8 protein-coding genes, 1 tRNA gene and 3 rRNA genes are annotated in these 14,594 nt (G+C 52.7%); 6 read left to right on the plus strand and 6 right to left on the minus strand.

Annotated elements, in window-relative coordinates; translation table 11 throughout:
- The first annotated feature begins 5 nt into the window (after positions 1-5).
- The 5 genes from I6L53_RS05510 to I6L53_RS05530 all read left to right on the plus strand — a co-directional run bounded on the left by I6L53_RS05510 (position 6) and on the right by I6L53_RS05530 (position 6,671).
- Positions 6-1,547, plus strand: a 16S ribosomal RNA gene (locus tag I6L53_RS05510).
- Between the two features lie 171 nt (positions 1,548-1,718).
- A tRNA-Glu gene (locus I6L53_RS05515) sits at positions 1,719-1,794 on the plus strand.
- 182 nt (positions 1,795-1,976) lie between these two features.
- Positions 1,977-4,883, plus strand: a 23S ribosomal RNA gene (locus I6L53_RS05520).
- 95 nt (positions 4,884-4,978) lie between these two features.
- Positions 4,979-5,094, plus strand: a 5S ribosomal RNA gene (gene rrf / locus I6L53_RS05525).
- Together the 16S, 23S and 5S rRNA genes with 1 tRNA gene alongside form the textbook arrangement of a ribosomal RNA operon.
- Before the next feature lie 278 nt (positions 5,095-5,372).
- Positions 5,373-6,671 carry an MFS transporter gene (locus tag I6L53_RS05530; RefSeq protein WP_042317499.1) on the plus strand — a complete coding sequence of 433 codons (1,299 nt, stop codon included), beginning with the start codon at positions 5,373-5,375 and terminating at the stop codon, positions 6,669-6,671.
- Here the strand turns inward: I6L53_RS05530 and I6L53_RS05535 are convergent.
- The 5 genes from I6L53_RS05535 to trxC all read right to left on the minus strand — a co-directional run bounded on the left by I6L53_RS05535 (position 6,668) and on the right by trxC (position 12,387).
- Positions 6,668-6,940 carry a YfiM family lipoprotein gene (locus I6L53_RS05535; RefSeq protein ID WP_420914400.1) on the minus strand — a complete coding sequence of 91 codons (273 nt, stop codon included), beginning with the start codon at positions 6,938-6,940 and terminating at the stop codon, positions 6,668-6,670. The genes I6L53_RS05530 and I6L53_RS05535 overlap by 4 nt on opposite strands.
- Before the next feature lie 95 nt (positions 6,941-7,035).
- Complete coding sequence (gene pssA, locus I6L53_RS05540) at positions 7,036-8,391, minus strand: CDP-diacylglycerol--serine O-phosphatidyltransferase (protein ID WP_042317504.1); 1,356 nt, start codon at positions 8,389-8,391, stop codon at positions 7,036-7,038.
- A gap of 113 nt (positions 8,392-8,504) precedes the next feature.
- Positions 8,505-11,165: a bifunctional acetate--CoA ligase family protein/GNAT family N-acetyltransferase gene (locus tag I6L53_RS05550; protein WP_042317507.1), complete on the minus strand. Its 2,661-nt coding sequence runs from the start codon at positions 11,163-11,165 to the stop codon at positions 8,505-8,507.
- Between the two features lie 35 nt (positions 11,166-11,200).
- Positions 11,201-11,899: a tRNA-uridine aminocarboxypropyltransferase gene (gene tapT / locus I6L53_RS05555; RefSeq protein WP_042317508.1), complete on the minus strand. Its 699-nt coding sequence runs from the start codon at positions 11,897-11,899 to the stop codon at positions 11,201-11,203.
- Positions 11,900-11,967: 68 nt separating this feature from the next.
- Positions 11,968-12,387, minus strand: a complete 420-nt coding sequence (gene trxC / locus I6L53_RS05560; protein WP_042317510.1) for a thioredoxin TrxC — start codon at positions 12,385-12,387, stop codon at positions 11,968-11,970.
- Between the two features lie 206 nt (positions 12,388-12,593).
- Between trxC and I6L53_RS05565 the strand changes: the two genes are divergently transcribed.
- Positions 12,594-13,631, plus strand: a complete 1,038-nt coding sequence (locus I6L53_RS05565) for a tRNA/rRNA methyltransferase (RefSeq protein ID WP_042317512.1) — start codon at positions 12,594-12,596, stop codon at positions 13,629-13,631.
- Between the two features lie 32 nt (positions 13,632-13,663).
- On the opposite strand, the gene ung is transcribed toward I6L53_RS05565, so the two are convergent.
- On the minus strand, positions 13,664-14,353 hold the full coding sequence (ung, locus tag I6L53_RS05570) for a uracil-DNA glycosylase (RefSeq protein ID WP_042317691.1): 690 nt from the start codon (positions 14,351-14,353) through the stop codon (positions 13,664-13,666).
- Positions 14,354-14,594 lie beyond the last annotated feature (241 nt).

The raw sequence follows: 14,594 nt of genomic DNA on the forward strand, positions 1-14,594 counted from the left end.
AACTTAAATTGAAGAGTTTGATCATGGCTCAGATTGAACGCTGGCGGCAGGCCTAACACATGCAAGTCGAACGGTAACAGGAAGCAGCTTGCTGCTTCGCTGACGAGTGGCGGACGGGTGAGTAATGTCTGGGAAACTGCCCGATGGAGGGGGATAACTACTGGAAACGGTAGCTAATACCGCATAACGTCGCAAGACCAAAGAGGGGGACCTTCGGGCCTCTTGCCATCGGATGTGCCCAGATGGGATTAGCTTGTTGGTGAGGTAACGGCTCACCAAGGCGACGATCCCTAGCTGGTCTGAGAGGATGACCAGCCACACTGGAACTGAGACACGGTCCAGACTCCTACGGGAGGCAGCAGTGGGGAATATTGCACAATGGGCGCAAGCCTGATGCAGCCATGCCGCGTGTATGAAGAAGGCCTTCGGGTTGTAAAGTACTTTCAGCGGGGAGGAAGGGGATGTGGTTAATAACCGCATTCATTGACGTTACCCGCAGAAGAAGCACCGGCTAACTCCGTGCCAGCAGCCGCGGTAATACGGAGGGTGCAAGCGTTAATCGGAATTACTGGGCGTAAAGCGCACGCAGGCGGTCTGTCAAGTCGGATGTGAAATCCCCGGGCTCAACCTGGGAACTGCATTCGAAACTGGCAGGCTTGAGTCTCGTAGAGGGGGGTAGAATTCCAGGTGTAGCGGTGAAATGCGTAGAGATCTGGAGGAATACCGGTGGCGAAGGCGGCCCCCTGGACGAAGACTGACGCTCAGGTGCGAAAGCGTGGGGAGCAAACAGGATTAGATACCCTGGTAGTCCACGCCGTAAACGATGTCTATTTGGAGGTTGTGCCCTTGAGGCGTGGCTTCCGGAGCTAACGCGTTAAATAGACCGCCTGGGGAGTACGGCCGCAAGGTTAAAACTCAAATGAATTGACGGGGGCCCGCACAAGCGGTGGAGCATGTGGTTTAATTCGATGCAACGCGAAGAACCTTACCTGGTCTTGACATCCACAGAACTTGGCAGAGATGCCTTGGTGCCTTCGGGAACTGTGAGACAGGTGCTGCATGGCTGTCGTCAGCTCGTGTTGTGAAATGTTGGGTTAAGTCCCGCAACGAGCGCAACCCTTATCCTTTGTTGCCAGCGATTCGGTCGGGAACTCAAAGGAGACTGCCAGTGATAAACTGGAGGAAGGTGGGGATGACGTCAAGTCATCATGGCCCTTACGACCAGGGCTACACACGTGCTACAATGGCATATACAAAGAGAAGCGACCTCGCGAGAGCAAGCGGACCTCATAAAGTATGTCGTAGTCCGGATTGGAGTCTGCAACTCGACTCCATGAAGTCGGAATCGCTAGTAATCGTGGATCAGAATGCCACGGTGAATACGTTCCCGGGCCTTGTACACACCGCCCGTCACACCATGGGAGTGGGTTGCAAAAGAAGTAGGTAGCTTAACCTTCGGGAGGGCGCTTACCACTTTGTGATTCATGACTGGGGTGAAGTCGTAACAAGGTAACCGTAGGGGAACCTGCGGTTGGATCACCTCCTTACCTTAAAGAACCTGCCTTTGTAGTGTCCACACAGATTGTCTGATGAAAAGTAAAAAGCAAGGCGTTTACGCGTTGGGAGTGAGGCTGAACAGAATAAGGCCGCTCGCTTTCTGTTAATGAAAGCTCACCCTACACGAAAATATCACGCAGCGCGTGATAAGCAATTTTCGTGTCCCCTTCGTCTAGAGGCCCAGGACACCGCCCTTTCACGGCGGTAACAGGGGTTCGAATCCCCTAGGGGACGCCACTTGCGCGGGAATGTGTGAAAGGCGTTGCCACCGATATCTCAAAACTGACTTCAGAGTCATGTTTGAGATATTTGCTCTTTAAAAATCTGGATCAAGCTGAAAATTGAAACGACACACAGTCAATGTGTGTTCGAGTCTCTCAAATTTTCGCAATCAGAAGTGAAACATCTTCGGGTTGTGAGGTTAAGCGACTAAGCGTACACGGTGGATGCCCTGGCAGTCAGAGGCGATGAAGGACGTGCTAATCTGCGAAAAGCGTCGGTAAGGTGATATGAACCGTTATAGCCGGCGATGTCCGAATGGGGAAACCCAGTGCAATCCGTTGCACTATCGTTAAGTGAATACATAGCTTAACGAGGCGAACCGGGGGAACTGAAACATCTAAGTACCCCGAGGAAAAGAAATCAACCGAGATTCCCCCAGTAGCGGCGAGCGAACGGGGAGCAGCCCAGAGCCTGAATCAGCATGTGTGGTAGTGGAACGGTCTGGAAAGGCCGGCGATACAGGGTGACAGCCCCGTACACAAAATTGCACGTGCTGTGAGCTCGATGAGTAGGGCGGGACACGTGGTATCCTGTCTGAATATGGGGGGACCATCCTCCAAGGCTAAATACTCCTGACTGACCGATAGTGAACCAGTACCGTGAGGGAAAGGCGAAAAGAACCCCGGCGAGGGGAGTGAAAAAGAACCTGAAACCGTGTACGTACAAGCAGTGGGAGCCTCTTTTATGGGGTGACTGCGTACCTTTTGTATAATGGGTCAGCGACTTATATTCTGTAGCAAGGTTAACCGGATAGGGGAGCCGAAGGGAAACCGAGTCTTAACTGGGCGTTAAGTTGCAGGGTATAGACCCGAAACCCGGTGATCTAGCCATGGGCAGGTTGAAGGTTGGGTAACACTAACTGGAGGACCGAACCGACTAATGTTGAAAAATTAGCGGATGACTTGTGGCTGGGGGTGAAAGGCCAATCAAACCGGGAGATAGCTGGTTCTCCCCGAAAGCTATTTAGGTAGCGCCTCGTGAATTCATCTTCGGGGGTAGAGCACTGTTTCGGCTAGGGGGTCATCCCGACTTACCAACCCGATGCAAACTGCGAATACCGAAGAATGTTATCACGGGAGACACACGGCGGGTGCTAACGTCCGTCGTGAAGAGGGAAACAACCCAGACCGCCAGCTAAGGTCCCAAAGTCATGGTTAAGTGGGAAACGATGTGGGAAGGCTCAGACAGCCAGGATGTTGGCTTAGAAGCAGCCATCATTTAAAGAAAGCGTAATAGCTCACTGGTCGAGTCGGCCTGCGCGGAAGATGTAACGGGGCTAAACCATGCACCGAAGCTGCGGCAGCGACACTATGTGTTGTTGGGTAGGGGAGCGTTCTGTAAGCCTGCGAAGGTGTGCTGTGAGGCATGCTGGAGGTATCAGAAGTGCGAATGCTGACATAAGTAACGATAAAGCGGGTGAAAAGCCCGCTCGCCGGAAGACCAAGGGTTCCTGTCCAACGTTAATCGGGGCAGGGTGAGTCGACCCCTAAGGCGAGGCCGAAAGGCGTAGTCGATGGGAAACAGGTTAATATTCCTGTACTTGGTGTTACTGCGAAGGGGGGACGGAGAAGGCTATGTTGGCCGGGCGACGGTTGTCCCGGTTTAAGCGTGTAGGTGTGTGTTCCAGGTAAATCCGGTTCACTTTAACACTGAGGCGTGATGACGAGGCACTACGGTGCTGAAGCAACAAATGCCCTGCTTCCAGGAAAAGCCTCTAAGCATCAGGTAACATCAAATCGTACCCCAAACCGACACAGGTGGTCAGGTAGAGAATACCAAGGCGCTTGAGAGAACTCGGGTGAAGGAACTAGGCAAAATGGTGCCGTAACTTCGGGAGAAGGCACGCTGATATGTAGGTGAAGTGATTTACTCATGGAGCTGAAATCAGTCGAAGATACCAGCTGGCTGCAACTGTTTATTAAAAACACAGCACTGTGCAAACACGAAAGTGGACGTATACGGTGTGACGCCTGCCCGGTGCCGGAAGGTTAATTGATGGGGTTATCCGTAAGGAGAAGCTCTTGATCGAAGCCCCGGTAAACGGCGGCCGTAACTATAACGGTCCTAAGGTAGCGAAATTCCTTGTCGGGTAAGTTCCGACCTGCACGAATGGCGTAATGATGGCCAGGCTGTCTCCACCCGAGACTCAGTGAAATTGAACTCGCTGTGAAGATGCAGTGTACCCGCGGCAAGACGGAAAGACCCCGTGAACCTTTACTATAGCTTGACACTGAACACTGGTCCTTGATGTGTAGGATAGGTGGGAGGCTTTGAAGTGTGGACGCCAGTCTGCATGGAGCCGCCCTTGAAATACCACCCTTTAATGGCTGGTGTTCTAACGTAGGCCCGTTACCCGGGTTGCGGACAGTGTCTGGTGGGTAGTTTGACTGGGGCGGTCTCCTCCTAAAGAGTAACGGAGGAGCACGAAGGTTAGCTAATCCTGGTCGGACATCAGGAGGTTAGTGCAAAGGCATAAGCTAGCTTGACTGCGAGCGTGACGGCGCGAGCAGGTGCGAAAGCAGGTCTTAGTGATCCGGTGGTTCTGAATGGAAGGGCCATCGCTCAACGGATAAAAGGTACTCCGGGGATAACAGGCTGATACCGCCCAAGAGTTCATATCGACGGCGGTGTTTGGCACCTCGATGTCGGCTCATCACATCCTGGGGCTGAAGTAGGTCCCAAGGGTATGGCTGTTCGCCATTTAAAGTGGTACGCGAGCTGGGTTTAGAACGTCGTGAGACAGTTCGGTCCCTATCTGCCGTGGGCGCTGGAGAATTGAGGGGGGCTGCTCCTAGTACGAGAGGACCGGAGTGGACGCATCACTGGTGTTCGGGTTGTCATGCCAATGGCACTGCCCGGTAGCTAAATGCGGAAGAGATAAGTGCTGAAAGCATCTAAGCACGAAACTTGCCCCGAGATGAGTTCTCCCTGACTCCTTGAGAGTCCTGAAGGAACGTTGAAGACGACGACGTTGATAGGCCGGGTGTGTAAGCGCAGCGATGCGTTGAGCTAACCGGTACTAATGAACCGTGAGGCTTAACCTTACAACGCCGAAGATGTTTTGGCGTGAGAGACATCAATATCAGCTTGATAACAGATTATGTCACTTCGTGGAAACGGGGTGATGAAACAGAATTTGCCTGGCGGCAGTAGCGCGGTGGTCCCACCTGACCCCATGCCGAACTCAGAAGTGAAACGCCGTAGCGCCGATGGTAGTGTGGGGTCTCCCCATGTGAGAGTAGGGAACTGCCAGGCATCAAATAAACAAGAAAACCTCATGCGAAAGCATGGGGTTTTTTTGTTTGTCTGCTGTTCTGTAAAGAGGCCATCGCTGGATGACCTTTTTGCATTTTTATCCACTTCTAATCCTTTCAAATCCTCTGCGCTTACTCCTAAATTCTTTTCCGGCTAATTAAAACCGCGATCGCTGTCACATAATGATATATAACAATTATATAACATTTCATTTACTAAAAATGGCAGCAAACACAACCGAAAAGCACCATCGGAATTTTGGCAGGAGTACAATTTTAATGACTGAAAGCAGTGTAACTGCGAACGGGTCACTGACTGACAGTGATACCCGCCGCCGCATATGGGCAATTGTAGGCGCGTCATCCGGGAATCTGGTTGAATGGTTTGATTTCTATGTCTACTCGTTTTGCTCGCTCTATTTTGCCCACATCTTCTTTCCTTCTGGAAACACGACAACGCAGCTACTGCAAACCGCAGGTGTTTTTGCGGCCGGGTTCTTAATGCGTCCAATTGGCGGTTGGCTATTTGGTCGTATCGCCGATAAACATGGCCGTAAGAAATCCATGCTTTTGTCTGTGTGCATGATGTGTCTGGGATCGCTGGTGATCGCTTGCCTGCCGGGTTATGAAACTATTGGAACCTGGGCACCGGCGCTGTTACTGCTGGCGCGTTTATTCCAGGGGTTATCCGTTGGCGGGGAGTATGGCACCAGCGCAACCTATATGAGTGAAGTTGCCGTAGAAGGCCGTAAGGGGTTCTACGCCTCTTTCCAGTACGTCACGCTTATCGGTGGTCAGTTGTTGGCGCTGTTGGTTGTGGTGGTCTTACAGCAGACCATGGAAGCTTCTGCACTCAGAGAGTGGGGCTGGCGTATTCCTTTCGCATTAGGTGCGGTACTGGCGGTTGTGGCGCTCTGGTTGCGTCGTCAACTCGATGAAACGTCAAAGCAGGAAACGCGTGCGTTGAAAGAGGCGGGATCGCTGAAAGGGTTATGGCGCAACCGCAAAGCCTTCATCATGGTGCTGGGTTTCACTGCGGCAGGATCGCTGTGCTTCTATACCTTCACCACATATATGCAAAAGTATCTGGTGAACACCGCAGGTATGCATGCCAATGTGGCGAGCGGCATTATGACGGCGGCGCTGTTTGTTTATATGCTCGTGCAGCCGCTGTTTGGCGCACTGTCAGATAAAATTGGCCGACGTACCTCTATGCTGTGCTTCGGCGCACTGGCAACCCTGTTTACGGTACCTATTTTGACCGCACTTCAGAATGTGACTTCACCGTATGCGGCATTTGGTCTGGTGATGTGCGCGCTGTTGATCGTCAGCTTCTACACTTCTATTAGCGGTATTTTGAAAGCTGAAATGTTCCCGGCACAGGTTCGCGCACTGGGGGTGGGGCTTTCTTATGCCGTGGCGAATGCGTTGTTTGGCGGTTCGGCTGAGTACGTGGCGCTGTCGCTGAAATCTGTCGGTATGGAGACATCGTTCTTCTGGTATGTCACCGGTATGGCGATCGTGGCGTTTCTGGTCTCATTGATGTTGCATCGTAAAGGGAAAGGTCTGCGTCTCTAGTGATGCGCCATTTGCCAGAGGGTATAGCCGGTCGTTGCACCGGCAACATCCCAGGCAAAGTCTTTCCAGCTCCAGCCGCTCCCAGCGGGGCGGCTATCCCAAAGCTCTTTTGACGCTCCCAGACTTACCGAGAACATCAAACCCACCATCGCACTGCGATCGCGGCTCATCCCCTGATGCTGAGCGTATTCATTGCCTGCGGCTGAGAGCATCGCGGAAGCAATAAAGTGCTGGGCTTTGTCCTGCCCACTCCAGTTGTCCTGTGCCATATGGCTACAGCCTGACAGAATAAAGACACTAAGAAGAAAAATAACGCGCACCCGTGGCCCCTATAGAAAAAACCCCGTTCAGGACGGGGTTTCGCTTACAGAATACGGCTTATTAGTCGATCGATTCGAATGCGACGCAATCGACGGATTAGTTTGCGAACTTTTACCGGGTAGTCGGCAATGCTCTGCAAGTCACGATAGTGCTTAACGACGGTGGTATGCGTACGAATTAGCGCCAGCTCTTTTTCTCGCTGTGCAGCCAATTCTTGCCTGGGATCGTGGATCAGGATCGCATTTTCCAGATCCAGACGCCAGGCGCGCGGGTTAAGATTGTTCCCGGTCAGCAGCATCCACTTGTCATCGATCCACATTCCCTTGAGATGGTAGGTGTTATCGTCATCTTTCCACAGACGGACAACCAGCTGATCGGTATTCACGTAGTACTGTAAGCGGCTCAGGAAACGACGCAGGTTAATCTCATAGAGATAGGGCAGTGCGCCGATTATCTTGAATGGTTCATTTTCCGGGATATAAAAGTCGTTCGCAGTTTTATCACCCACAATAATCTCTACCTTCTTTCCTTCCCGCAGCAGTTGAATGATGTTACGGACAAGAATTGCTGGCAGGTTGAAATAGGGAGTGCAAATCGTGAGCTTATGCTCTGCACAGGGCATAAGGTGGAAAATGGTTTTGTTCAGCAGGCTGGATTTCCCCAGACCAACCAATGGCGTCACGGACAGTTGTTCATTATCAGCATCGCCCTGGAAGTGGTAAGCGGCGTCGCGTAACTCCTGGCGATATAAACGAATATCGTTTTTAATCTCCGGGCTTTTCGGACGCTGGGTATCATCCAGACGATTCACACCACGACCGTTCATCAGGTTCTGGGTCACCCATTCGAACATGATGTCAGCCATTCGGGCATTGCGGATTAACTGGTAGCGGTCATAACGATATTTATCGTGCTGATGCAGATAAACATCGTTCAGACTTGCACCGCTATACAGGACGCTATCATCGATGATAAAGCCTTTAAAGTGCAGAACGCCGAGGGCTTCACGAGTATTAATCGGCACTCCATATACAGGAACATCGACTCCCGGATTTTCATGCGCCATTCGGCAATACCAGTCGGCATTGGTATTGGATGCTGCTGCGCCAATGCGCCCACGCTGCGCGCGATGCCAGTCGACGAGTACCCGAACATCCAACTCAGGACGCTGTCGTTTCGCCTCGTATAGCGCGCTGAGAATGCCTTTGCCACCGTCGTCCTGTTCCAGATACAGGGCAATAATGCAAATGCGCTGCTTCGCGCTGGCTATTTTTTCCAGCAGAGTCTCCCTGAAATCGGCGGGAGCATAAAAGAAATCGACATCATCAACTGATTGAGAAATCTTAGGTAGTTGGGCAAGGTGTTGTTGATGTTTATTACGCTTAAATTTTGACAACATCACAGTGCATTTCTTCTCTGTTCATTGAAGGGTCCTCTGTGCTATGCAGACGACATAAGCGGGCAATGATAACACTGTCCCCGTCAAAGTGGTCAACATTTCCAGTACCTTACTCACGATTCCTCGGGTGGAGCCAGATCCAGCGACAGCCCGACGATTCCCTCCTCGAGCTGGATATCCACGCTAAAGCCAAGCTTACGCGCCAGCGCGACCATGCCACGATTATTTGGCATCGTAATCCCATTCAGCCTTCTCAGTCCGTGATCTCGTGTATAGGTAATCAATTTTTCCAGCAATCGACGACCCAAACCTAACCCTTTGAGATCGGAACGAACCAGCACGGCAAATTCTGCATCAATATTATCCGGGTCAGAGATCGCTCGTGTCACGCCGAGGATCTCTTCTGTTCGTTCTACGCGTCTCACCGCGACAAATGCCATTTCCCGATCGTAGTCGATCTGCGTCATGTTAGCTAAATCTTCATGAGTAAATTCATTTATCTCACTGAAATAACGGTAATAAAGATCTTCTTTGGTGACCTGGGAAATAAACTGCTGAAGCTGAGGTTCATCCTCGGGCAGGATAGGACGGAACAGACATTGCTCGCCATTTTTCATTTCTACCCACTCTTCCAGTTGATGCGGATAGGGGCGAACAGCAAGACGGCTTTCATTATCGCCCTCGAATGGGGCGATATCCAGCGTGACATCCAGGGCGGTGAACTCACCGGCGGAGGCCAGCAGCGGATGAATATCCAGACGCTGGATCTCGGGGCAGTAGACAATCAGGTTTGAGACCTGAACCAGCAGTTGGCTTAATCCTGCAACATCCAATGGGCGCAGCGCGCTGCGGCCACGGATCTTTTTATTCTTGATAGCCTGAATCACTAAATAGCGCGCCAGGTTCATATTCAGCGGAGGTAACGCCACCACGGCCTGCTCTTCAGGGCGCCACTCAACGCCACCTTCGCCGAGCATAATGAGTGGGCCAAACACGGGATCGTGTTCAACCACCACCCGCAGTTCTTGTGCTCCCGCACGGTTAGCCATGCTTTGCACCAGCAGACCGTGGATCCGCGCCTGCGGCCAGGCCATTTTCACACGATCAATAATGGCATTGGCGGCCTGTTGAACTTCATTTGCCGTTCGCAGGTAAAGCATGACCCCCTGAACTTCAGATTTATGCGGGATGTCCGGCGAACGCAGCTTCAGCGCGACCGGATAGCCAATTTGTTCCGCAATATGGACGGCTTCGATGCTGTCGCTGGCAATCCAGGTCGGGAGCGTATGCAAGCCATAAGCCTGCAGGATCGGCTGAACCTCATGAGTATCAAGCGAGGTCGCTCCTTCAGCAATTGCCTGCTGAAGCAGATCATGCGCCTGGGCCGTGTTGGAGGTCAGGTTGCTGGGCAGGGCTGGCGTTTCACGCAATTGTTTCTGGTTTCGCCGGTATTCGACCATGTGCATGAACGCGGTGATCGTACCTTCAGGAGTGCGATAAGTGGGGAGTCCGGCTTCACTGAACAGTTTGCGGGCTTCCTGAGAGGAAAACTCTCCACACCAGTTGGTCAATAGTGAGACAAATTTGCCTCGTGGATGGTGTTTAACGGCTTCAATCAGCGTCTGAGCACACTCGGTTGCTGGGGCGGCGGCGCTGGGGGAATGAATCACCATCAGCGCGTCAAAATCCTGGCTGGTGAGCAGGATATCCAGCGTTCGGGTGTAATGCTCAATGCTGGCATCGTCGCGCAGGTCCAGCGGGTTGGCGATCTCGACGTGGGCAGGCAGAGCATCGCGTAGCTTCTGGCTGGTCTCTTCACTCAACATGGCCAGCTTGCCGTTGCGTGACCAGAGTTGATCAAGCGCCAGCGCCGCAGGCGCGGCACCGTTACTGATGATCATCAGTCTGTCACCGCGCAGAGGGCGCATATGGCTGAGCGTTTCCACTGCGGAAAAGAGCTCATGGGTATCGTTTACACGCAGCAAACCGGCGCGCTGGATGGCAGCATCCCAGGCGGGATCCATTCCGGCGCTGGTATGCAGTAACCGCTGTGCCGCCGGGCTGCGACCGCTCTTAATCACCAGGATTGGTTTATTGCGCGAGGCGCTACGGGCGGCGGAAACAAAGTGTCGGGCATCGCTGAGATGTTCGAGGTAAAGCAGAATGGCACTGGTTTTGCTGTCCCGCGCCAGATAATCCAGCAGTTCATCGACATCAATATCCAGGCTGTCACCAAGCGCAATAAAGTAGGAGAACCCCATTTCTCGCTGTTGCGCCCAGTCGAGAATGGTATTGGAGACGGCGGCGGACTGAGAAATAAATGCCAGCTTGCCGCGTTTAATCGGGACCGGCGAGAAGCTGGCATTCAGTCCTTGCCAGGGGGCCAGCAGGCCAAGACTGTTAGGACCAAGCAGACGCATGTTATAGCGTTGGGCGCAGGCCAGCAGTTCTGCATGTTGTGCGGCGGGGGCCGAGAGAATAATACAAGTTTTACAGCCTTTTTCCCCCAGGGCTTCCAGTAAGGTCAGATTGCGGCTGGCATTGGTGCATAACACGGCGAGGTCGGGGGTAAAGGGCAGGCTGGCCACATCGGGCCAGGCCAGGACACCCAGAACGGCTTTCCAGGCGGGCGTTACCGGCAAGACCGGACCGTTAAATCCTCCCGCCAACAGGTTGCGCATCATCAAATAACCCGCCCGATTGGGCTTCATTGATGCCCCGATTACCGCGATCGATTTTGGTCGCAGAAGCGCTTCCAGTCCTCGCTGACTCATACCGGTTTCCCTTACACAGAAGTGACCGAATGATTTTAAACGCTTTCTGCTGATTCTGCTGTGATGCTTCCCTGATGTTGGGTTTTTCCTGCGAGGTAGCGCGTTTTAAAGCGAGTAAAGTGCTCGCTCAGACCGCTTGCCGCATCGGTATCCCCGGCCAGATCCAGCAGCGCAATGGCGACTTCGGCCGTGCAATACTGTCCTTCGGCATGGACTTCGCGCAGGTGGTAAGCCGAAAGACGCGACAGATCCACTGAGATCACTGGCAGAGCGTCAAGCCAGGGGCTTTTGCGGAACATTTTACGCGCTTCCGGCCAGGTGCCGTCGAGCATAATGAACAGTGGAGGCTTACCTGTCGGTGGGGTAAAAATCACCTCACGCTTGGCGTCAGCATACGATGCAGGGAACACGACAACAGGTTGATAATCCTGGTTTTTCACCAGTTCCAGCAAGGCCTGCGGCGGCTCTGTTCGTGACCACTGAAACGCGGCGGTGTCAGGTAAAATATCGGCGATCAGACGTCCGGTGTTGCTCGGCTTCATTGGTTCCGTATCAAACATCACCAGACAAAAACGGCTTCTGGCCTGAGAGGGCGAGAGCGTCGCACACAGGCAAAGTTTCAACGGCAACAGGCAGCGCTGGCAGCGACGAATGCGATTGCCCCGGGCGAGAAAAGGACGAGTGGCGCGCGCCAGACGTTCAGCGCGAAGCTTGAGAACAGCGTTTTCAGTCATAGGGAATGCGTTGAAAAACGCTATTGTCGCAGAGGTGAAAACGGGGCACAAGATGCGCCCCGCAGAGTTTACAGCGATTCGTTCAACCAGCTATCAAATGGCGCTTTGGGGACCGCGCCGTTCAGCATGTCGACAACCTGACCCTTTTTGAAGATCATAATAGTGGGAATGCTGCGGATACCAAAGCGTGCGCTGAGCTCACGCTCCGCTTCTGTGTTGACCTTCACGAAGCGAACTTTGCCGCTGCGTTCTTCGGCGACATCTTCAAAGATGGGGGCGAAGTTACGGCACGGGCCGCACCACGGTGCCCAGAAATCAATCACCACGGGCAGATCGTCTTTGAGCAGTTTATCCAGTGTTTCACCGGTCGCATTGATCACCTCCCCGTCAAACAGGTCGTGGCCACAGCGTCCGCATTTTGCCGCATCCTCAACCCGATCGTCGGGAATGCGGTTGATGGCCTGGCAGCTGGTACAAACGGTATTCATAACTAACCTCTGGATGCGTCGGGGTATTAAACGGCTGAGGCGCCGATATGTTTCTAATATGTTACATATTATCGATGAGACTGTTTTAAACGACAATCTGTTTTATTCAATGAGTACAATAGTCATAAGCTTTTAAATGAAATAATGGCTAACCTGGTGCACATCGGGTAATCTGCGCGCTTCGCGCAGCGCTGGTGGAGAAAAGCATGAACGATGAATTGAAAAACAAAAGCGGCAAGGTCAAAGTGATGTATGTCCGCAGTGATGATGATTCTGATAAACGTACCCATAACCCGCGTACCGGGAAAGGTGGCGGGCGTCCAGGAAAGTCTCGTGCTGACGGTGGCCGTCGCCCCGCCCGCGATGAAAGAACCCCTCAGAACCGCGATCGCAAACGCGAAGATTCCCCGTGGCGGACCGTATCCCGCGCGCCGGGAGATGAAACGCCTGAAAAAGCCGATCACGGCGGTATCAGTGGTAAAAGCTTTATTGATCCTGAAGTTTTACGTCGCCAACGTGCGGAAGAAACCCGCGTATACGGTGAAAATGCCTGTCAGGCCCTGTTCCTGAGCCGCCCGGAAGCGATTGTCCGTGCCTGGTTCATTCAGAGCGTCACGCCTCGTTTCAAAGAGGCCTTACGCTGGATGGCGGCAAATCGCAAAGCGTATCATGTGGTTGATGAAGCGGAACTGGCGAAAGCCTCTGGTACTGAGCATCACGGTGGCGTTTGCTTCCTGATTAAAAAACGTAATGGCACTACTGTGAAACAGTGGGTGAGCCAGGCGGACGCGCAGGACTGTGTGTTAGCGCTGGAAGATATTTCTAACCCGCACAATCTCGGCGGCATGATGCGTAGCTGTGCGCACTTTGGTGTGAAAGGCGTGGTGGTGCAGGATGCGGCGCTGTTGGAGTCCGGTGCGGCGATTCGTACCGCGGAAGGGGGTGCCGAACACGTGCAGCCGATTACCGGCGACAGCATCGTTGATGTGCTGGATGATTTCCGTCAGGCGGGTTACACCGTGGTGACAACGTCCGGTGAACGCGGTAAGCCGCTGTTTAAAACCGAACTGCCAGAGAAAATGGTGCTGGTATTAGGTCAGGAATTTGATGGTTTGCCGGATGCGGCACGCGATGCCAACGATCTGTGCGTAAAAATCGATGGCACGGGTAACGTTGAAAGCCTGAACGTTTCGGTGGCAACTGGCGTGCTGCTTGCCGAATGGTGGCGTCAGAACAAAGCCTGATGGAAAAATGCCAGCGAATCGCTGGCATTTTTTTATTCGCTCTCTGCCGGTAAAACAGGCATCCAGTCAATTGGCTTTTCGCCGCGTTGTTCCAGCCACTGATTGGCTAACACAAAATGGTTACAGCCAAAGAACCCACGATGCGCCGAGAGCGGTGAGGGATGAGGCGCTTTCAGGACATGATGACGTTTCTGATCAATAATCGCACCTTTCTTCTGCGCATGAGAGCCCCAGAGCAGGAAAACCACCCCTTCACGATGCTCGTTAATCAGGCTGATAACCTTATCGGTGAACGTTTCCCATCCCAGGCTGGCATGAGAGTGTGCCTGACCCGCCCGCACGGTTAATACCGTATTAAGCAGTAAAACCCCCTGATGCGCCCAGCTTTCAAGATAACCGTGGGCAGGACGAGTGAAACCGGGGATTGACCCTTCCAGTTCCTTATACATGTTCAGCAGCGAGGGGGGAGTGGCAATACCGGGGCGAACAGAAAACGCCAGACCATGCGCCTGGCCGGGGCCGTGGTACGGGTCTTGCCCGAGGATCACGACCTTAACATCACCTAACTCGGTGAAGCGAAACGCATTGAACACATCTTTTTGCGGCGGATAAACCGTGATCCCGGATTGACGCTCTCCGGCAACGGTATGCAGCGTATTCATAAAGTAGGGCTGCTGTTTCTCTTCAGCCAGCACATCGTGCCAGGTTAATTCGATGGCCATCTCGCTCTCCTGCGAATTTTCAATCGCCATAGCTTAACTGCTTCTTTCGATGGCGCAAAATTCTCTCCGCAGCAATGTGCGCTATGCACTTAATAAAGTTGAAAATTTATGTAAAAAGTTTATGCCTGCATAGGGTGTAAGTTGATGTAAAACAATAAAATCATCCAATCACCTTGTTTGATGTGTGGATTTTATTGATTTAAATCAAAGAATCAAGGGTGTCAGGGGCGTATATATACAC

Origin of the sequence: Citrobacter farmeri, from assembly GCF_019048065.1 — a bacterium.
Lineage (GTDB): Bacteria > Pseudomonadota > Gammaproteobacteria > Enterobacterales > Enterobacteriaceae > Citrobacter_A > Citrobacter_A farmeri.